This window comes from Dethiosulfatibacter aminovorans DSM 17477 (genome assembly GCF_900142005.1).
Lineage (GTDB): Bacteria > Bacillota > Clostridia > Tissierellales > Dethiosulfatibacteraceae > Dethiosulfatibacter > Dethiosulfatibacter aminovorans.
In genome coordinates this window covers 25,708-44,856 of sequence record NZ_FQZL01000013.1, presented here as the reverse complement: position 1 = coordinate 44,856, position 19,149 = coordinate 25,708, and the positions used below count along the sequence as shown (strand labels likewise).

General features: G+C 44.1%; 16 protein-coding genes. 5 read left to right on the top strand and 11 right to left on the bottom strand.

The features are described 5' to 3' along the window. Positions 1–154: 154 nt before the first annotated feature. The 5 genes from glsA to BUB05_RS09755 all read left to right on the top strand — a co-directional run bounded on the left by glsA (position 155) and on the right by BUB05_RS09755 (position 4,901). Entirely contained in the window at positions 155–1,054 is a 900-nt protein-coding gene (glsA, locus tag BUB05_RS09775; protein ID WP_073049427.1) for a glutaminase A, read from the top strand. 88 nt (positions 1,055–1,142) lie between these two features. Continuing rightward, positions 1,143–2,414, top strand: a complete 1,272-nt coding sequence (locus BUB05_RS09770) for an efflux RND transporter periplasmic adaptor subunit (protein WP_073049426.1) — start codon at positions 1,143–1,145, stop codon at positions 2,412–2,414. 4 nt (positions 2,415–2,418) lie between these two features. Next, positions 2,419–3,081, top strand: a complete 663-nt coding sequence (locus tag BUB05_RS09765) for a cobalamin B12-binding domain-containing protein (RefSeq protein WP_073049425.1) — start codon at positions 2,419–2,421, stop codon at positions 3,079–3,081. Next, positions 3,065–4,222, top strand: a complete 1,158-nt coding sequence (locus tag BUB05_RS09760; RefSeq protein WP_073049480.1) for an ABC transporter permease — start codon at positions 3,065–3,067, stop codon at positions 4,220–4,222. Before BUB05_RS09765 ends, BUB05_RS09760 begins: the two co-directional genes overlap by 17 nt. Next, complete coding sequence (locus tag BUB05_RS09755; RefSeq protein WP_073049424.1) at positions 4,215–4,901, top strand: ABC transporter ATP-binding protein; 687 nt, start codon at positions 4,215–4,217, stop codon at positions 4,899–4,901. Before BUB05_RS09760 ends, BUB05_RS09755 begins: the two co-directional genes overlap by 8 nt. A gap of 100 nt (positions 4,902–5,001) precedes the next feature. Here BUB05_RS09755 and htpG read toward each other — a convergent pair whose 3' ends face one another. The 11 genes from htpG to BUB05_RS09700 form a co-directional block, all read right to left on the bottom strand. Further along, positions 5,002–6,888: a molecular chaperone HtpG gene (gene htpG, locus BUB05_RS09750; protein WP_073049423.1), complete on the bottom strand. Its 1,887-nt coding sequence runs from the start codon at positions 6,886–6,888 to the stop codon at positions 5,002–5,004. A gap of 181 nt (positions 6,889–7,069) precedes the next feature. Beyond that, on the bottom strand, positions 7,070–7,522 hold the full coding sequence (locus BUB05_RS09745) for a nucleoside deaminase (protein WP_245819843.1): 453 nt from the start codon (positions 7,520–7,522) through the stop codon (positions 7,070–7,072). A 43-nt stretch (positions 7,523–7,565) separates the two neighbouring features. Then, the gene (ade, locus tag BUB05_RS09740) at positions 7,566–9,296 is read right to left on the bottom strand and encodes an adenine deaminase (protein ID WP_073049421.1); all 1,731 of its coding nucleotides are present in this window, start codon (positions 9,294–9,296) and stop codon (positions 7,566–7,568) included. Between the two features lie 9 nt (positions 9,297–9,305). Then, positions 9,306–11,591, bottom strand: a complete 2,286-nt coding sequence (locus BUB05_RS09735) for a xanthine dehydrogenase family protein molybdopterin-binding subunit (protein WP_073049420.1) — start codon at positions 11,589–11,591, stop codon at positions 9,306–9,308. Beyond that, positions 11,588–12,040, bottom strand: coding sequence for a (2Fe-2S)-binding protein (locus BUB05_RS09730; protein WP_073049419.1), 453 nt, complete (start codon positions 12,038–12,040; stop codon positions 11,588–11,590). Before BUB05_RS09730 ends, BUB05_RS09735 begins: the two co-directional genes overlap by 4 nt. After that, complete coding sequence (locus tag BUB05_RS09725; protein ID WP_073049418.1) at positions 12,031–12,771, bottom strand: FAD binding domain-containing protein; 741 nt, start codon at positions 12,769–12,771, stop codon at positions 12,031–12,033. Before BUB05_RS09725 ends, BUB05_RS09730 begins: the two co-directional genes overlap by 10 nt. After that, a complete protein-coding gene (thrC, locus tag BUB05_RS09720) occupies positions 12,761–13,990 on the bottom strand; it encodes a threonine synthase (protein WP_073049417.1) in 1,230 nt (409 codons plus the stop codon). The genes BUB05_RS09725 and thrC overlap by 11 nt, the downstream gene beginning before the upstream one ends. Continuing rightward, a complete protein-coding gene (locus BUB05_RS09715) occupies positions 13,990–15,060 on the bottom strand; it encodes a 4Fe-4S binding protein (RefSeq protein ID WP_073049416.1) in 1,071 nt (356 codons plus the stop codon). The genes thrC and BUB05_RS09715 overlap by 1 nt, the downstream gene beginning before the upstream one ends. After that, complete coding sequence (locus tag BUB05_RS09710; RefSeq protein WP_073049415.1) at positions 15,057–16,322, bottom strand: amidohydrolase family protein; 1,266 nt, start codon at positions 16,320–16,322, stop codon at positions 15,057–15,059. The genes BUB05_RS09715 and BUB05_RS09710 overlap by 4 nt, the downstream gene beginning before the upstream one ends. Before the next feature lie 3 nt (positions 16,323–16,325). Beyond that, on the bottom strand, positions 16,326–17,606 hold the full coding sequence (locus BUB05_RS09705; RefSeq protein WP_073049414.1) for a dihydroorotase: 1,281 nt from the start codon (positions 17,604–17,606) through the stop codon (positions 16,326–16,328). Continuing rightward, the gene (locus BUB05_RS09700) at positions 17,599–19,008 is read right to left on the bottom strand and encodes a PLP-dependent cysteine synthase family protein (protein WP_073049413.1); all 1,410 of its coding nucleotides are present in this window, start codon (positions 19,006–19,008) and stop codon (positions 17,599–17,601) included. The genes BUB05_RS09705 and BUB05_RS09700 overlap by 8 nt, the downstream gene beginning before the upstream one ends. Positions 19,009–19,149 lie beyond the last annotated feature (141 nt).

Genomic DNA, 19,149 nt, shown 5'->3' with positions numbered 1-19,149 from the left:
ACCAGCTCATATGGGAGTATCGGCAATTTATAAAACAGCTTTCGGGAAAACAATTTGTGACATAAATGATACATTTTCATCGTCCGAGTCTCATTGACACTATTAGTTATATGGTGGTAATATAGTGACATATCCATTCAGAGAGGTATTTATTATGGAAAGAATATTGGAAAAAATCATCAATAAAAACATAAAGGACATAACACTGGGAGAAAAGGCATCATATATTCCAGAACTTAAAAATGTTCCCGACAAGCTGGGGATATCAATAATGACAAGTGAAGGAACATTTTCAGCCGGTGATGCCGGTTACCGCTTCACCTTCCAGAGCATGTCAAAGGTGCTAATGCTCATGGTTGCACTCCAGGACAACGGCTACGACTATGTCTTCAACCACGTGGGGCTGGAGCCTTCGGGAGACTCCTTCAACTCCATATCCAAACTGGACTTCAACAATGTAATAAAGCCATACAACCCCTTCATAAATGCAGGAGCCATACTTACGGCATCAATGATAAGGGGAAGCTCCTACGACGAGAAACTTTCACGGGTAAGAGATCTTGCTGAATGCATATTCATGAGAAGGGACATAGGCTTCAATGATGGAGTATACACCTCCGAAAGGGATAATGCGAACCGAAACAGGGCCCTTGCCTATCTTCTGAAGGAAAAGGGATTGCTGAAAGGCAATGTGGAGGAAATTCTTGACCTCTACTTCAGGATATGTTCATTGGAAGTAAGCTGCACAGACTTGGCGAGTCTTGGACATCTACTGGCCTTCAACGACGAAAAATGTGGAATAGATATGAACTATCTCAGAATAATAAAGACTCTTATGCTCACCTGTGGAATGTATGACTACTCGGGAGAATTTGCAGTTAAGATAGGAATTCCCAGCAAGAGTGGAGTTTCCGGCGGCATACTGTCCTGTGTACCCGGCAGGATGGGGATTGGAGTGTTTTCACCCCGTCTTGATGAAAAGGGAAATTCAATACTTGGTGTGAGGATGATAGAAGAGCTTAATGAAGAGCTTGGATTGAATATTTTTGTATAACCTTATCCACAAGTAAAAAAATATTCTCATGCATTATTTTCCTCTTTCATTTAGTGTATAATATAAATACATGAAGGAGGTTTTTTCTTTGAAAATAAAAACAAGATATATAATCCTGATAATCATAATATTGAGTCTTGCCCTTTTCCTTGCTTTCTGTAGGGGCAACGATCCTATTGAAGTTAAGACATCCATTGTTGAAAGGGGTACCATAGTCAAGACGGTGGACATCTCTGGGAAGATAGAGGCATCGGATTTTGAAGAAATATCCATAGCCAGTGGAAGCAAGGTGATTGAAGTCCTCGTGGAGGAAAATGACATTGTTGAGGCTGGAGACGTTCTTGCGGTTCTTGATTCATCCCAGCTGATGACAAGTCTTGAGAAGACGAAACTGAACATGGACCAGTTGAAGAGCGACCTTGAAAATCTGAGTGACGCAGATGATGTAGACAGACGCATACTGGAAAACCAGCTGGACAAGGCTGAAGAGTCATATAATCAGTCACTGGAGGATTATGAAAAATCCTTAAGGGACCTTGAAAAGAACAAAACCCTTTATGAAGAAAATGTAATCAGCAAGGCTTCCTACGAAAACTACCTGTCAGCCTTTGCAGATGCCAAAAGCAGGCTGGAGATATCAAGGCTGGATCTTGAAAATTCAAGAAAGAATCTTGAATCCTATGACGACGACAACGATTCTCTTGCTGAATCCCTGCGAAGACAGATCAAGTCAGTTGAAATCGATATTAAGGACCTGGAAGATTCCATTGAGGACAATACAATAAAGGCAGGCATATCAGGCATAGTCACTGAATTCAGCCTCAAGGAAAACAGGACGGTCCCCGAAGACACCTTCATATCCATCCATTCCGATGACCAATACAATTTCATTGGATACGCTCCCCAGGAAGATGCAATCCTGGTAAAAGAAGGCCAGAATGTAGAAATTACAGTAAAGGGCGTGGACAGGACATATTCAGGCACTGTATCAAGAACGGGAAGAACTGCAGGAATTGAAAATACGGACGGCAACAGCAAGACACCAAGAACCGAGATAGTCATAGGGATAGATTCCCGTGACGACAACATATATCCTGGATTTGACGGTGATGCAAGAATTACCGTCTCGGAACTTGATGAAATCATTGTTGTAAAGAGGGAATCGGTGAAAAAAGATGATGGCGGCTCTTATGTCTTTGCAGTAGTGAACAGGACGGCTTCGAAAAAATATGTGGAGACGGGCATATACGACGACTACAGAATTGCTGTTACCGACGGTCTCCTGGAAGGTGAGGAAATAATCGACAATCCTTCACCGGATATTTCAAACGGCCAGAAAATCATGATAAGGGAGGAATGATGCCATGTACAGATATCTTGAAGAATTTCTTGCTTTTTTCAACAGAAACGACAAGGACGGCTGCGTTGAATATTCTATCACCGGTATAAGAAATGGCGACTTCTCCATACCCGACCTATATGAAAAGATTCTTAAGCCGGCACTTTACTCCCTTGATGAATGCATGGATGAGAAAGACTGCATCTGGAACGAGCATGTGAAATCTTCAATAGTTCGAACAATAATCGGATCCGTCTATCCCCTTGTCATACAAATGGGAAGAAGCAGAAAAAAGCTCGATATAAATGTAATCCTCATCTGTCCCGAGGATGAACACCACGATATAGGACTTAAGATGACATCCGATTTTTTCACTCTGGAAGGATATACCCCCATATATATCGGAAGCCATACACCTCGGGACCAGATATGCAGGGCAATATCAAATACCAAGCCAAAATATGTGGCCATAAGCGTCACGGATTATTATCATATCCTTGAAGCGAAAAAGCTTGTGGAAAGGATAAGGAAAACATACGGCAGGGATATTAAAGTCCTTGTAGGCGGAAACGCCTTTAAAAGCAATCAGCGTACAGTAGACCAGATAGATGCTGACCTATATCTTGAAAAGTATGAGGACATTGTGAACTTGAGAAAGAGAGATGAAAAAAATGAGACTGGCATTTAGCATAGCCTACAGGTTCCTGAAATCGGGAAAAAGCCAGACCCTTCTCATAATACTCGGTATATCCATTGGAGTCTCCGTGCAGGTATTCCTCGGTTCTCTCATTGGAGGCCTTCAGACAAGCCTCATAGATTCAACCATTGGAAGCTCGCCCCAGATCACTGTCCTTCCCGATGACGAAACATCCATTAAGGAGTGGGAAAGGGTTGTTTATGAAGCTGAAATAAGCTCGGATGAAATCATAAATATTGCTGCCGCTGCTGACGGTACTGCAAACATTGAATATGGAAACGAGAGCGACCCTGTTCTCGTGAGAGGATTCAATATTGAAGATGGTGACAGGATATACAAGTTTTCAGAAGGGCTCATGGAAGGCAGGCTTCCCGGGCAAAAGGATGAAGCCATTATAGGAATGGCTCTGGCAGAAACAACAGATACCGGAATAAACGATAGAATCCTCGTCACAAGGCCTGACGGAAACACTTCACGTCTTACTGTAACCGGGTTTTTCGACTTGCAGGTTGCATCCATAAACGAGTCATGGATAGTGACAAACCTGGAAACAGCCCAGGATATCCTGTATCTGGACAAGTCGGTAACCTCCGTTGAAATGCAGACCACGGAAGTCTTTGAGGCTGACAACCTGGCGAGAATACTTGAATATACAATCTCCGATGACAGTTTGAAGGTGGAAAACTGGAAGGACAGGAACCGGCAGCTTCTTTCCGGTCTCAACAGCCAGTCCGTATCCAGCTATATGATCCAGGCTTTCGTACTCATAGCTGTACTTCTGGGAATAGCAAGCGTCCTCGCAATTTCAGCAGTCCAGAAATCCAAGCAGCTTGGCATACTGAAAGCCATGGGCATAAGGGACAGAAGCGCCAGCATGATTTTCATATTCCAGGGATTCATCCTTGGAGTAGCAGGTGCCCTAATAGGCATAATGCTGGGTTTCGTACTCCTTTACATTTTTACGACCTTCGCAGTGAATCCCGATGGAAGTCCCGTTGTACCTATTTACGTAAACATATTCTTCATTGCACTTTCCGGACTCTTTGCAGTATCATCAGCCGTAATCGCTTCCCTTATTCCAGCAAGGATTTCATCAAGACTCAATCCAATAGAGGTGATAAGGAATGGATAATATCATAGAGCTCAGAAAAATTTGCAAGTCATACGGAGAAAGGGTAAAGACAAAGGTGCTTTTCGACATTGATCTTCAGATAAGGAAAGGGAGCTTCAATTCAATCATAGGGTCCTCGGGAAGCGGAAAGAGCACCCTCCTTAACATAATCGGAACCCTTGACAAGCCTACGGAAGGACAGGTCATAATAAACGGAACAGATACAAGGAACATGAACAAGGACCAGCTTGCAGAACTGAGAAACACCACAATAGGCTTCATATTCCAGTTCCACTATCTCCTTCCCGAATTCACGGCAAGGGAAAACATCCTGATGCCCTATAGAATCAGCAACTACAATATTTCCCGGGAAATACAAGAATGGTCGGACAAACTCATAGATCTGACCGGAATAAGGGATGTGGCCGACAACCTTGCAACGGACATGTCCGGAGGACAGCAGCAAAGGACTGCAATAGCACGGGCCCTTATAAACAGGCCGGGTATCATCCTTGCCGATGAACCCACAGGCAATCTTGACTCGGACACCACCGAAAACATCTACTCCCTCATGAGGGATGTAAACAGGGAATTCGGCACCACCTTCCTCATAATAACCCATGACCAGAGAATTGCCGAAAAGACTGACAGGATTATTGAGATAAGGGATGGGAGGATAGGGCTGGATATTGTGAAGTAGACCCAATTGTCAGGCAAAAAAATATCATGTAACAGTGAATCCCATGTAGGAACTGTCCCATGATATTTTTATTTAACCACGTTACAATGATTCAATTGATTTACTTCATCAACTGGCAGATGTCGTTGGTGAACTCTACCGGATCTCCTATTGAAAGTCCTTCTATCAGTAGCGCCTGGTTGTAGAGAAGCTTAGTGTAGAGGCTTAGCTTGTCCTTGTCGTTTTCAAAGGCATCCTTCAACGACTGATAAACCTCGTGATTTGAGTTGATTTCAAGAACCTTGTCAGCCTTTATTTCCTGTCCCATTGCATTTGGCATCTGGCTGAGGATCTTTTCCATTTCAACTGAAACCTCACCTTCGTTTGCTATGCAAACGGGGTGATTCTTGAGCCTCTTGGAAATCCTCACTTCCTTCACCTTGTCGCCGAGGACTTCCTTCATGAACTGGAACATCTCCTTGCTCTCTTCGTTTGCAGCCTCGATTTCCTTCTTTTCCTCTTCCGTCTCAAGACCAAGGTCGTTGCTTGATACGGACTTGAACTCCTTGTCCTTGTAGTTCATGAGCATCCTTATTGCGAACTCGTCTATGTCCTCTGTGAAGTAGAGTATCTCGTATCCCTTGTCTGATACAAGCTCCGTCTGTGGAAGCTTTTCAATCCTGTCGTAGGACTCACCGGTTGCATAGTAGATATACTTCTGGTCCTCAGGCATCCTCTCCACGTATTCGTCAAGGGTAACCATCTTCTTCTCCTTTGAGGAATAGAACATGATAAGGTCCTGAATCATATCCTTGTCGGCTCCGTAGTTGTCGTAGATACCGTATTTGAGCTGTCTTCCGAAAGATTTGTAGAATTTATCGTAGTCTTCCCTCTCATGCTTGAGCATTGAGGAAAGCTCGTTCTTTATCTTTGTCTTTATGTTCTTTGCTATGAACTTGAGCTGTCTGTCGTGCTGAAGGAGCTCCCTTGAAATATTGAGGGACAGATCCTCCGAATCAACCATTCCCTTTACAAAACTGAAATAGTCAGGCAATAGGTCCTGGCATTTCTCCATGATGAGAACTCCGCTTGAATAAAGCTCCAAACCCTTCTCGAATTCCTTTGAATAATAATCGAAAGGCATGCTTTCAGGTATGAACATTATTGCATCATACCTTATCATTCCGTCAACGCTTACATGAAGGTGCTTGAGAGGCTTGTCGAATCCGTAGCGTTTTTCAGAATAGAAATTCTCGTAGTCTTCGTCTGTAAGTTCGTTCTTGTTCTTTCTCCAAATCGGAACCATGCTGTTTACAGTCTGCTCTTCGGTGATGTCCTCGTACTCATCCTCTGTACCTTCCTTGAGCTTTGTGCTTTTAATATCCATCTTGATCGGATATCTAACAAAGTCCGAATATTTCTTAATTATGGACTTGAGTCTGTAAGTCTCAAGATAGTCGTCGAACTGATCGTCTTCAGTGTTTTCCTTCACCTTGAGAATTATTTCGGTGCCTGTTAAGTCCTTCTCGCATTCTTCTAAGGTATAGCCGGAAGTTCCGTTAGATTCCCACTTCCATGCGGTTTCTTCTCCAAGGGCTTTTGAAATCACAGTGACATTGTCTGCAACCATGAACGCCGAGTAGAATCCTACACCGAACTGCCCTATTATATCGTAACCGTCCTTCAGGTTGTTGTCCTTCTTGAATGCAAGGGATCCACTTTTTGCAATTGTTCCCAGGTTGCTTTCAAGCTCTTCCACAGTCATTCCTATACCTGTATCGGATATCTTTAAAATCCTGTTTTCCTTGTCTATATCTATCTTAATATAGTAGTTGCTTCTGTCGAACTCAAGGTTCTCATCCGTGAGAGCCTTGTAGTATATCTTGTCTATTGCATCACTTGCATTCGATATTAGCTCCCTTAAGAAAATTTCCCTGTGGGTGTAAATGGAATTGATCATCATGTCCAGCAGTCTTTTCGATTCTGCCTTGAACTTTTTTTTAGCCAAGTTCAACCACTCCTTTCAAATTAAATATATGCATGAATAATCTACAAAATTATTAGCACTCTCATTGCAAGAGTGCTAATAATGGTATATCATATTATTTTGTTCATGTCAATAGGTAACATCTTTTGGCAACTCATATTTGTGCAAATTATATTGCGAAAACACAAGTTTCAATATACTTCTAATACAGAGTCTTGTCCTCGTCTTCATCATAGAGTCTGAATGCCTCGAGGCACTCCTCCACATCGATCTGGTTGCTTTCAAGTCTGGTGTCCTCTATTTCACCGGATAGGACATCGTAGAGATACTTGTCGCTGAAACCTATGTCTTCGGCATCCTTTCTCGTTGCACCATAATACATTACAGGAATTTTTGCCCAGTGTATTGCCGAATAGCACATGGGGCACGGCTCGCAGGTAGTGTATATCTCACAGTCGGAAAGGTCGAATCTTCCTAGTATTTCGGTGGCCCTTCTTATTGCAACAATTTCAGCATGGGCTGTGGGATCGTTTGTGGCTATGACCTTGTTGTTGCCTACGGCAATTATCACTCCATCCTTGACGATGGCTGCACCAAAGGGTCCTCCTTCCTTGTTCCTGATACCTTCCAAAGCCTCTTCAACAGCTTTTTTCATAAACTCATTCAAGTAATCACCTTCCTGGGAATTTTATGGGAAATCATTCTACATTTATATCTGTAAAGCTGAATTCATTCACATCGAAGAGTCCCCTGTCGGTTATTTTTATATCCGGAATTACCGGCAGTGCCAAAAAGCTTAAAGTCATCAAAGGATCCTTCAAACTATTCCTACCCATTTTATTGTGTAAATATTTAGTTATTTTAGAAATTTTTTCCGCAACAGTTTCCATGTCTTCACCTGACATGAGTCCCGCCACGGGAAGTGCCAGGAATTCAACTATTTCACCCTCTGAAGCGATTGCTATACCCCCGTCCATTTCCTTGATTTTCTCTATGGCCAGCACCATATCGGCATCGCTGTCGCCTATGACTATGAGGTTGTGTGAATCATGGGCTATTGTGCAGGCAAGCGCCCCTCCCTTGAATCTGAAATTCTCTATGAGACCAAGCCCTATGTTTCCTGTTTTTCCGTGCCTTTCGATTACTGCGATTTTCAATATGTCTATATGCTTGTTAGATATGAATCTTCTTTCTCCGTCAATGCTCACCTTCCTCACCACCATCTCCGTAAGAAGGGACGATGTGTTCACTCTGATCACCTTTGCAATGTCCGTATCCAAATGTATCTCAAGGTCCTTCTCCGAGATGTCTCCAATTGTTACAGTGTTGCTGACCGCTGACAATTCCGGCTTTTCGACTTCAAATTTTACCTGACCTTCCTCGGCAACGAGAATGCCCTTCTTGTATACCTGCCTGATATTGAAATCCTCAAGATTGTCCAGGACTATTATGTCTGCGTCGTATCCAGGCGCTATTGCCCCTATGTCCCTCAACTTGTAGCATTCGGCAGTATTTACCGTAGCCATCTTTATTGCGCTTATGGGATCCACTCCCAAGTTTATGGCCTTCCTGACATTGTGGTCTATATGGCCTTCCTCGAGTATGTCTCCGGGATGCTTGTCGTCCGTACAGAATGTGCACCGTCTTTCAGTATGCTTGTTTACTCCTGGTATAAGCTTTTCGAGATCTCTGGCGGCGGACCCTTCCCTTATTGCTATATACATTCCTAAGGACAACTTCTCCTCCATTTCCTTAAGATTGGTGCATTCATGGTCCGTCTTTACTCCGTTTATGGCATAGGCATTAAGTTCCTTGCCTGAAATCAATGGACTGTGTCCGTCTATTATCTTCCTGTCGGCAAGTAGAATCTTGTCTATTATATCCTCCTTCCCTGCAATGACACCCGGATAGTCCATAAGCTCACCAAGACCGAGAACTATGCTCTCACCCATTAGTGTCTTGAGGTCCTCTGCATCAAGCTTTGCTCCCGATGTTTCGAATTCCGTAGCGGGCACGCAGGAGGGCAACATGAAGAACACATTGAGAGGTATGTCACTTGTGGCATCCATCATGAACTTGATGCCCTTAAGTCCGCATACATTTGCAATTTCATGGGGATCTGCAATTATTGTAGTGGTTCCCTTGGGTACTATGACCCTTGCAAGTTGCTCCGGAGTCACAAGACATGACTCCATATGCTCATGACTGTCTATCAGGCCTGGAGCAATGAACTGTTCTTCCATGTCCACCACCTTTACAGCCTCGTAGTCTCCAATTCCTATTATCTTTCCGGAATCAATTGCCACATCTCCCCTGACTATGGAGTGGCTGAAAACATTGACTATCCTGCAATTCTTAAGCAGAAGCTCCACCCTGTCCCTTCCGGAGGCAAGTTCCACCCTTCTTTTGTATTTCTTCTTTATATCCATGCAGCCTCCTTATTTCTTCCTCGTATTCTCCCAGATTTCTTCACTCTTCATGGGAAGCCTGTTGAGCCTTATCCCCAGTGCATTCTTTATTGCATTTGATATTGCTGCAGGAGGCGTATCTATTCCTATTTCCCCGACGGATTTAGCTCCGAAGGGTCCTGTCGGTTCATAACTATCCGCAAATTCCACCTCTATCTTTCCTACCTCCATCCTCGTTGGCAGGTTGTATTTCATCATCGTGTTGTTTATGAGTCTACCCGTTGAAGTATATGACACATCCTCGTACATTGCCATTCCTATTCCCTGGAGGAGGGCTCCCTCAACCTGTATTTTGGCGAGATTCGGATTTATTGTTGTTCCACAGTCAACGGATGCAACATATTTGAGAAGATCAACCTTTCCGGTCCTTTTGTCTATTTCAACCTCTGCCGCTCCCACCATGTATGGAGGAGGCGAATTGGTTCCGTAGTATGATCCGGTTGCAACAAGCTGCTCCATGTTTTCAGAGTAATAGAGTACAGTTGCCAGTTCACTGAGTTCAACAGAATCCTGTCCCGCCGATATGCAGTTGCCCTCGTATTCAACTTCAAGGGCATTGAAATGCTTCCTTCCCGCTTCCTTGATTCTTTCAACCATCTTTTCCGCCGCTATCCTCACGCTGTGTCCTGAAACAAAGGTTGTACTGGATGCATATGCTCCCGTATCAAATGGGGTAAGGTCCGTATCCGACGAATACACTATTATCTTGTCCAGGGGAACCTTTAGCACCTCTGCCGCTATCTGGGCAAGTATTGTGTCGGAGCCTGTTCCAAGGTCCGTAGCTCCCAGCAGGAGGTTGAAGGAGCCATCGTCGTTAAGCTTCAGTATGCTGGAAGCCATGTCGACATAGGGTATCCCGGACCCCTGCATGGCAAGAGCTAATCCTACTCCCCTCACCTTGTCGCCGTTCACTTCAACTCTTGGATATTTGTCCTTCCATTCAATCATTTCAAGGCACCTGTCAAGGCATTCATTGAGCTTGCAGGATTCAATGATCATTGCAGTCCCTTCCTTGCCTTCTCCCATTATTTCAAATATCTTGGAAGTTTCCTTCTCACGTATCATGTTCTTTCTTCTTATTTCCACAGGATCCATTCCTATCATTGATGCCAATTCGTCTACAGATGACTCCAGTGCATAGTTTCCCTGAACTGCACCGTACCCCCTGAAGGCTCCTGCAGGAGTGGTATTCGTATAGACAACATCTCCCCTGAAGGCAACAGCCTCCACCTTGTTGTAAAGAGGAAGTGACTTGGATCCTGCAACCATAAGGACCGTCAGTGCATGCTCTCCGTAAGCTCCTGTATTGGAGAGCACCGCCATGTCTATAGCCCTTATGGTTCCGTCCTTCATAGCACCGATTTTCATATCTATTCTCATCTCATGCCTGGTATAGGTGGACTGGAAGACCTCTTTTCTTGTATAGGTGATTTTCGATGGTTGTCCTGTCTTAAGGGTTACCATGGAGACGAAGAATTCGCCGTGTATCGCCTGTTTCCCTCCGTAACCTCCTCCTATCCTTGGCTTTATTACCCTGATTTGGGAAATGGGCATATCAAGGCTGCGGCTCAATATCCTCCTTACATGGAAGGGAGTCTGGGTTGAAGTCATGACATTTAGCCTTCCCTGGCAGTCCAGATGCGCCGCTGCCGAATGAGGCTCCATCATGCAGTGTGCCTGAGGCTGGGTATAGTATCTTCCCTTGTATACATAGTCACAGTTGTCCAATGTATCTTCAACATTTCCAATCTCCATTTCATAGCTTGCAGCCAGGTTCTTTTCCGGATTGTGACCTATTTCAAACTGGCTGAAAGTTCCCCTGTGGATTACAGTACTGGAACCATTCGCCTTCTCGAAATCGATTACAGGCTCCATAACCTTGTATTTCACGTCTATAAGGTCCATTGCAGCCTCTACGGATTCCTCGTCTTCTCCTGCAACCACTGCAACTGCATCCCCCACATATCTTACATACCTGTCCAGTATCCTCTTGTCATAGGGCGACGGCTCGGGATAGCCCTGTCCGGCCCTTGACATGAGCTTGTCGGTCACATCCTTCCAGGTGAGTATGCATTTTATTCCTTTTACTTCATTTGCCTTTTCAATATTTATGTCTATTATTTCCGCAAAGGGATGTGGACTTCTCAAAACCTTTACTATGAGGGAATTCTGCTGAGCCAGGTCATCCGTATAGGCTGGCTTGCCGTGTACAAGACCCTTCCCGTCCAGCTTGGGTACCGATTTGTTTACACTCATCTTTCCACCTCCAGATATTTTAGTATGGCCCTATGCTGGCCTTCATATCCGGAACACCTGCAGAGATTCCCTGCAAGATAATGCTTTATTTCTTCAAGTGTTGGATCTTCAAGTTCATCCTTCATTGAATAAACCGCCATCACAAGACCGGGTGAACAGTATCCGCACTGTTCCACACCTTCTGCAGTGAGATATCCTGCAATCTTGTCGGCTTCTTCGTATATCCCTTCGACAGTAGTTACTTCCTTTTCCTGTGCCCTTATGGTATGAAAGGAACATGACGGGACCAGCTTACCATCAACGATCACTGAACAGGCTCCGCAGGAGGTTGTGTCACAGCCCCTTTTGACGCTTTTGATTCCAAGGTCCCTAAGAGTGTCCAAAAGGAATTCGTCCGGTTTTATTGATTGAATATATTCCCTTCCGTTTACCTTCAGCTTTACTTCCAAAACAATCCCTCCTTCAATATGTCCGACAACATGGTTTCAGCTACGCTTCTCCTGTAGTTTCCCGTTCCCCTGAAGTCACTTGAAAACTCAACATCCCTCAGAAGCTCCCGTGCATTGTGCTTTGTATTTATATCCTTTATTATCACAGCCTTACCCGGCCTTGCCCCCACTGCAATCCTTATCTTGTCTCCCGAAGTGAGGCAGATGTTCACAAGGGCAAAATCCGTATAGTTGTGCTTGAAGGCTTTGAATGAAGAAAACCCTGGTTTTTTAAAGGATATCTCCAAAAGTATGTCGTTTTTCATTATGTTTGAATGGAAGTACTCAATCATTGGAAGCTCTCCTCCAAGATGGAACTTGAGCCTGGCATCCAGGGCTATCAAAGCAGTTCCTATATCTGAGAAAGAGTATTTTCCACATACACTTCCACCTATGGTTGCTATGTTCCTAAGTCCAACTCCTCCAATCTGAAGGACAGACTGAACCATGCAGTCCGGAAGGACAGTACTTTTTTCAATCTCCCTCAGGGTAGTCATGGATCCTATGCATATCCTGCCTTCCTCTTCCCTGATATAATCAAGGCCGAGCTTCGACAGGTCTATTCCCTTGTTTACACATCCCTTCTGGAGCTTGAGAAAGACCCCTCCTCCAATGACGGTGAATTTACTGTTTTTCATTTCATTGACGGCCTCATCAAGGGTCGTCGGTTGTACTATCTCTCTAAACCTCATTCTTTACCCCCTCAAACAGTTTGTATGCTTCTTCAACAGTGTATTTCCTGATATCGCTCATCTTTCCAAGGGCATCCACGTCCTTCAGACCATTGCCGGTAACCATAAGGCATACATCGTCTCCAGGGTTAATAACTCCCTTAAAAAGCAGCTTCTTTAGACAGGCAAGAGGTGCAGCTCCTGCAGGCTCCGCAAAGACCCCTGTTTCTCCTGCCAGTTGGGCTATTGCAGCCAATATTTCCTCATCACTTACACTTTCGAAATATCCTCCGTTTTCCTCCATGAAGGAGCATGCCTTTATTACATCCCTTGGATTTCCTACGCATATGCTGTCCGCCACTGTGTCTGCATCTTCAATTATGGGCTTGAATGGTCTTCCCTTTTCAAATACATGCTTCACTGTGGCAGCGCCTTCAGCCTGTACGCCTATTACCTTTGGTGTTTTTTCAACAAGGCCCAGCTTGTAGAATTCACTGAAACCCTTGCATAGAGAACTTATCACGGTTCCATCTCCAACTGCCACTATGCAATAATCCGGAACTTCATATTTGTTCTGTACAAGTATCTCATAAGCTCCCGTTTTCTTACCCTCCAACAGATATGGATTCACTGCGGAATTCCTGCAGTACCAGTTGTTCCTGAGACCTATTTCCAGAGATATGTCGAAAGCCTGGTCATAAGTAGTTTCTATGGATATGATCTTCGCTCCCGCTGCAACCAGCTGGGCAAGCTTGCCTCCCGGTATTGTGGCAGGAACGAAGATATATGTTTCCAGTGCTGTATGGGCACTCAAAAGGCCGAGGGATGATGCTGCATTGCCGGTGGAAGCGCAGAATATGGTATCATAACCCTCCTCCAGCGCCTTGTTAACTGCTATGATGCTCGCCCTGTCCTTGTATGACCCCGACATGCTTATTCCGTCAAACTTAATCATCATATCTTTAATTCCGAATTTATTCCTGAACTTAAACAGAGGTGTCCCTCCAATGAATCTGTCGATATCGGTTGAAAACCCGACAGGAAGAAGCTTCTCAAACTGCACTATACTGCCCTTTGGCGAAAAAACCTTTTTCCAGTCTTCTAATTTCTTCAATGATTCATAATCATATATGACCTGAAGTGTACCCATGATTGAACCGCAATCGCTGCACCAGTACAATCCTTTTTCAGGTTTGTACTTCCTGCCGCAGGTTATACATTCCAGGTAGTACTCGGCCATTAGAGAACTCCCCTTATTGCTTCAACGGGACATTTTGACTGGCAAAGTCCGCAATTGATGCACTTCTCGTTGTCTACAATTATTTTATCCTCAAGGGTCAGTGCCATCTGGGGGCAAATCCCGGTGCAGATGCCACACCTTGTGCAAACATCATAATCCACCAGGGGATAGCCTCCTTCACCTTTCGGTTCAAGTACAAGATCCGTCTTCCTCAATTCCTCTATTGATTCTATATTGTATTTTTCCATTACTTCAGGAAGGTCCCCAACTATCTTGTCAAAAAGACCCCTTCCCTTCATAAGGGCAGATGAAAGCATCTGCACCAGGTCTGCCCCCGCCAGAATGAATTCAAGGACATCCTCTGCATTCTCCACTCCTCCACAGGCTATTATGGGAAGATCGGGAAATCTCTTTCTAATGTTGACGACGCGATTCAAGGCCACAGGCTTTATGCTTGGTCCGGAAACCCATGATTTCCCGCCGTCTATTCCAAGCTTCACGGCTCTGGTTTTCAAATCAACTACGACTCCGGGGCCAAGGGAATTTATTGCAACTATTCCTTTTGCTCCGCATTTGACGGCTATCTCAACAAACTCGAGATAATCCTCTATATGGGGACTGAGCTTTATGAATACAGGCTTGTCCGTAAGCTCACATATCCTCGTAACCAGGGAATCCAGCCTGTCCTTCCCATAGTGGGTGCTGACTTCGAAAAAATCAGCATATTCCTCAACCTGGGGAACCACTATTTCAAGTTCCTCCGCAGTATATCCCACGCTTACTATAAGGGGCTTTTTGAGATTCTTCCTTAATTTGGGAAGGATATCCACAGACCATTTCTCCAGGGGATATTCGCTCCACAATTCCGTATTGTATACACAGTGCCTTGTAGCTATTATGCATGGCTTTTTAACAACAGCACCTTCCACTGAAATTGTTTTGGTCACTATTCCACCTGTCAATGAATCATTGAAATATTCAAGGGTCTCAAGCTCTCCCACTATCGGTCCTGATGCAGGCAACAGGGGATTGTTAAAAGTTTTTCCAAACAGCTTTACTCCTGTCTTCATAGTGTCTCACCGATCCTTTCCCATAGATCATTCACCAGATCGTGCCTCATCTCAAATTCAATCTGTGGTTTGTAGTCGTTGATCTTGTAATGCCCGTCTGCAATGACATACCTGGGCTTCATACTGTCGAATACTCCAAAAAATACATGGCCAAATGCATTGTCACTATTCATTGGAGTTGGAGGATTGTAGTCGAAAACCAGAAAATCAGCATCATAACCGCTTTTAATCCTTCCTATCCTGGATCCTGATATTCTGTTGAAATATCTGTAGGACTCCACAATATGGTTTCTTATTTCATCAAGTACTATTCCGCTGGGATTTCCAGTGGACTGCTTCCCCATATAATACAAGTTCTGCCACTCCCTCATGACATTGACGCCAAGTCCGTCAGTACCTATCAGTATTTTTATATTATTCCTTGTGAAGAGATTGTAATCGAAGATGCCTACTGCATTATTCATATTGGATGTCGGATTAAGCGCCACTGCGCATTTTTTTCTTCCTATAAGCTCTCCTTCCCTGTCGTTTATGTTGACACAATGGGCAAGTATTGAGTCTTCGTTAAGGAGTCCAAATTTATCAAGCCTATCCACAACCGTCATTCCATATTCTCTTATGGAGTGCTCTTCATCCTCGATGCTCTCGGCAACATGAACATGTATGGGACTGTTCTTTGCATATATCTTAATTTTTTCAAGTGACTCGTCACTCAAGGACATGAGCGCATGCAACCCGAACAATCCATCTCCCAGGTTAACAGAATGGAGGTTTTCCCTTATGCATTCTCCAAGATCAAACCTGTCGCTGGTTTCAAAACAGAACATTGCCTTCATTCCAAATTTCTTGATGATTACATTTCTCAAAACGTCAAGGCTTCCGCTTACCTCACCGCTGGCATGGTGGTCTATAATTGATGTGACTCCCGACTTCAGGCATTCGTCACAGTATACTTCAGCACTTAGGCCAATATCTTCAAGGAGCAACCTTGAATCGAACTTCCACCAGACATCATCAAGCAATTCCTTGAAATTCTGTGGCGATGCCTTCATATCCAAACCCCTGAAAAGTGTCGAATAAACGTGGGTGTGAAAATTCACCAACCCTGGAATGAGCAGCTTTCCCTTTCCGTCAATCCTTTCATGGGATGACTTGAAGCCATCCATGTGGCCTACTTCTATAATCTTCTTGTCGAAGATTATATATCCGTTGTCTATATAATTCTCATAATCGTAAATCTTGAGATTTATTATTGCCTTCATGGTTCACCTCCTGATAAATCTTCCCCTTCCACCGTAGAATGTTCCATCATCCATTATTATCCTGCCCCCTGATATGGTAGTGACTACTTTTCCCCTTGTTTCCTTTCCTTCATAAACGGAATAGTCGCATTTGGAAACTCCTCCGTCTATTTCCCGGGAAATATTTTCATCGTAGACTACAATATCACCGTCAAATCCTTCGGCTATCCTTCCCTTTTTCCTCAATCCGAATATTTCAGCAGGAGAAGATGTGAATTTTGGAATAATCTCATTTCCAAAAAGTGTATACATGAGAGAGAACGAATACTCTATACTGCCTATTCCTTTTGGCACCTTGTCAGCCCTTTCATACTTGAGCTTTTCTTCCTTCATGAATGGACAATGGTCAGTTCCCACAGTTGAAAGAAAACCAATGTTTTCTTTCATTTTTTTTACCTCATCCTTCGACCTCAAGGGAGGCGCCATGAGATAAATCCTGCCATTCTCTTTCCCATACAGGTCGGAAGAAAGGTTGAAGTAGTGGGGACAGCTTTCAAGGAATATGCTTCTATTCAGGAACTGTCCGAATTTATCCTTGACCATCTCAACGGTTGACCCTGACGAAACATGGACTATGTAAAGTCTTCCCTTGCTTGATGCGGAAATACATAACCTTTCAACAGCAGTCATTTCAGCTTCTACGGGTCTTGACTCCTCGTATGTTGCCACCTCATCCCATACGGGGCTTACAAGCTCGTCCTCCTCGGAATGGGACATGAGAAGAATATCCTTTTTCAGAATCCTTTCAATCACTTCATAGGAACATCTCCTGTTTGATTCTGAATATGCAGTAAATACCTTTATGCTGCCAAGACCTTCCTCCCTGCAGATACCCACGAGTTTTTCAACATCTCCCGAAAAATTTCCAAGGGTTAGATGAAGGGAATAATCCACACATGATTTTACAGCTTCTTTCTTCCTTTCCCTTATCGCTTCCAATGCTTCATCATGGTTGTGTATAGGTCTGGTGAAATCCAAAAATGTTGTAACCCCGCCAAATGCTGCCGCCCTCGATCCTGATTCAAAATCGTCCCTGGAACTGAATTCCCCAAGGTCAAGGGAGAAATGCACATGGGGATCGATGAATCCCGGAAGGACAAGCCTTCCTTTTGCATCAAGGGTCCTTTCACAGTCAAGTTCTTCATCACTGACCTTTTCAATGCTTCCATCTCTTATATATACGTTTGTTTCAGCAAATTTGCCGTCCAGATACACTTTCCCCTTTACAATGCCAAGATCAAACATTTAAAACACCCAAGATTTCCCTGAGCTCTGCGGCATGCTTTTCCCTGTATTCAACAATAAGCCTATCTGCATCCTCTACCTGTGCAGCTTTTTCGTTCCAGTATGACTGCTTCATCTGCATATTGAGCTCCTCTATTGTCTTGCCCTGCTGTTCAATCCATGTATAGTACTTGAGATTGTGCCATCTCCGTCTGTTGTCCATGTCTCCCTCAAAGAAGAAGGAAGGCTCCTGGAACCTTATTACCCTGTCATAGATGTTCTTGGCACTGTATCTGTCGATTTCAGGCATCTTGTCTATCACGGAATGGTACCTGTCTATTGAATCCGTGGCAACCGTAAGGATGTTGTCTCCCTCCTCCAGATCATAGTATTTTGCAGTCTTTATTGCAGCAATGATATTTGCAACACTGGATATTCCTATCTTGTCGGAAATGAATTCAACAGTTTCCTCTCCCAGAACGGTCTTCAAATATTCCTTTCCTACCTTCGTCGTGAAAACCTTGAGCATCCTCTTGCAGTCCATGTCGTCTATCTGCACCACACCATCACAGTTCATGACATTGTGTATCCATGTGACATGCTTGTCCCCTATGCCCTGGATGTCATGTCCTCCATAACCGTTAAGAGACAGTGTGGGACACTGTACAGGCTCCCCTGCGACAATCTTGGCATTTGGGAAGTGCTTCTTGATACGGTCTCCGCAGGCTATGGTTCCTGCCGATCCCACTGTCAGAACGACTGAAGCTATCTCCCCGTTTCCTATATTCTCCTCCTTTACCAGCTCCACCATGGTATTTCCCGTCACATACTCATGGAACCTGTAATTTGCAAAACTGTCAAACTGGTTAAGTATCCTTATCCTTTCAGGATCATGACGCTTAAGCTCCTTGGTTTTGTCATAAATTTCCTTCACGTTTGACTCGCAACCAGGAGTGGCGATTACATCAGACCCATATAGCCTTATGAGGTCAAATCTTTCCTTGCTCATTTCTTCCGGCAGTATCACAAGAGAGTCGTAGTTCATCCTAGAACTCACCCATGCACCTCCAACACCGTAGTTTCCCGTGGAAGGCCAGATAAGCTTGTGGTTCAAGGGATCAACCTCTTTCAGCACAGTCTTCTCAGTAAGAACCGAATAGGTGGGTCCCACCTTGTGGCTGCCAGTGGGAAAATCCTTGGCATACATAACAACTATGTTCGCCTTGATTCCTGTAAAACTTGGAGGAAGCATGAAATATGCAATTTCATCATTTATACTTCTCCATGTAATATTGTATAGGTTCAAGGGATGAAGCATGTCCTTGGTCTTCATATAAAAAGCCGCTCTTCTCGTTTCAGGATCAATCTTCCAGGGATGAAGCATCTCCTCGTAGGTTGGTCCCACAACAGGTACTTTGTTCATGGTATCGTCTCCTTTATATGGAATTGAATATATGTAGCTTTTTGTTTTCAGCCAGGTTTCAGGATAATCGCTGAATTTGTTCCCTACTCACTCAACACGTCAATTTTGATTTCATAAGGACAATTGACGTATCTCGAATTC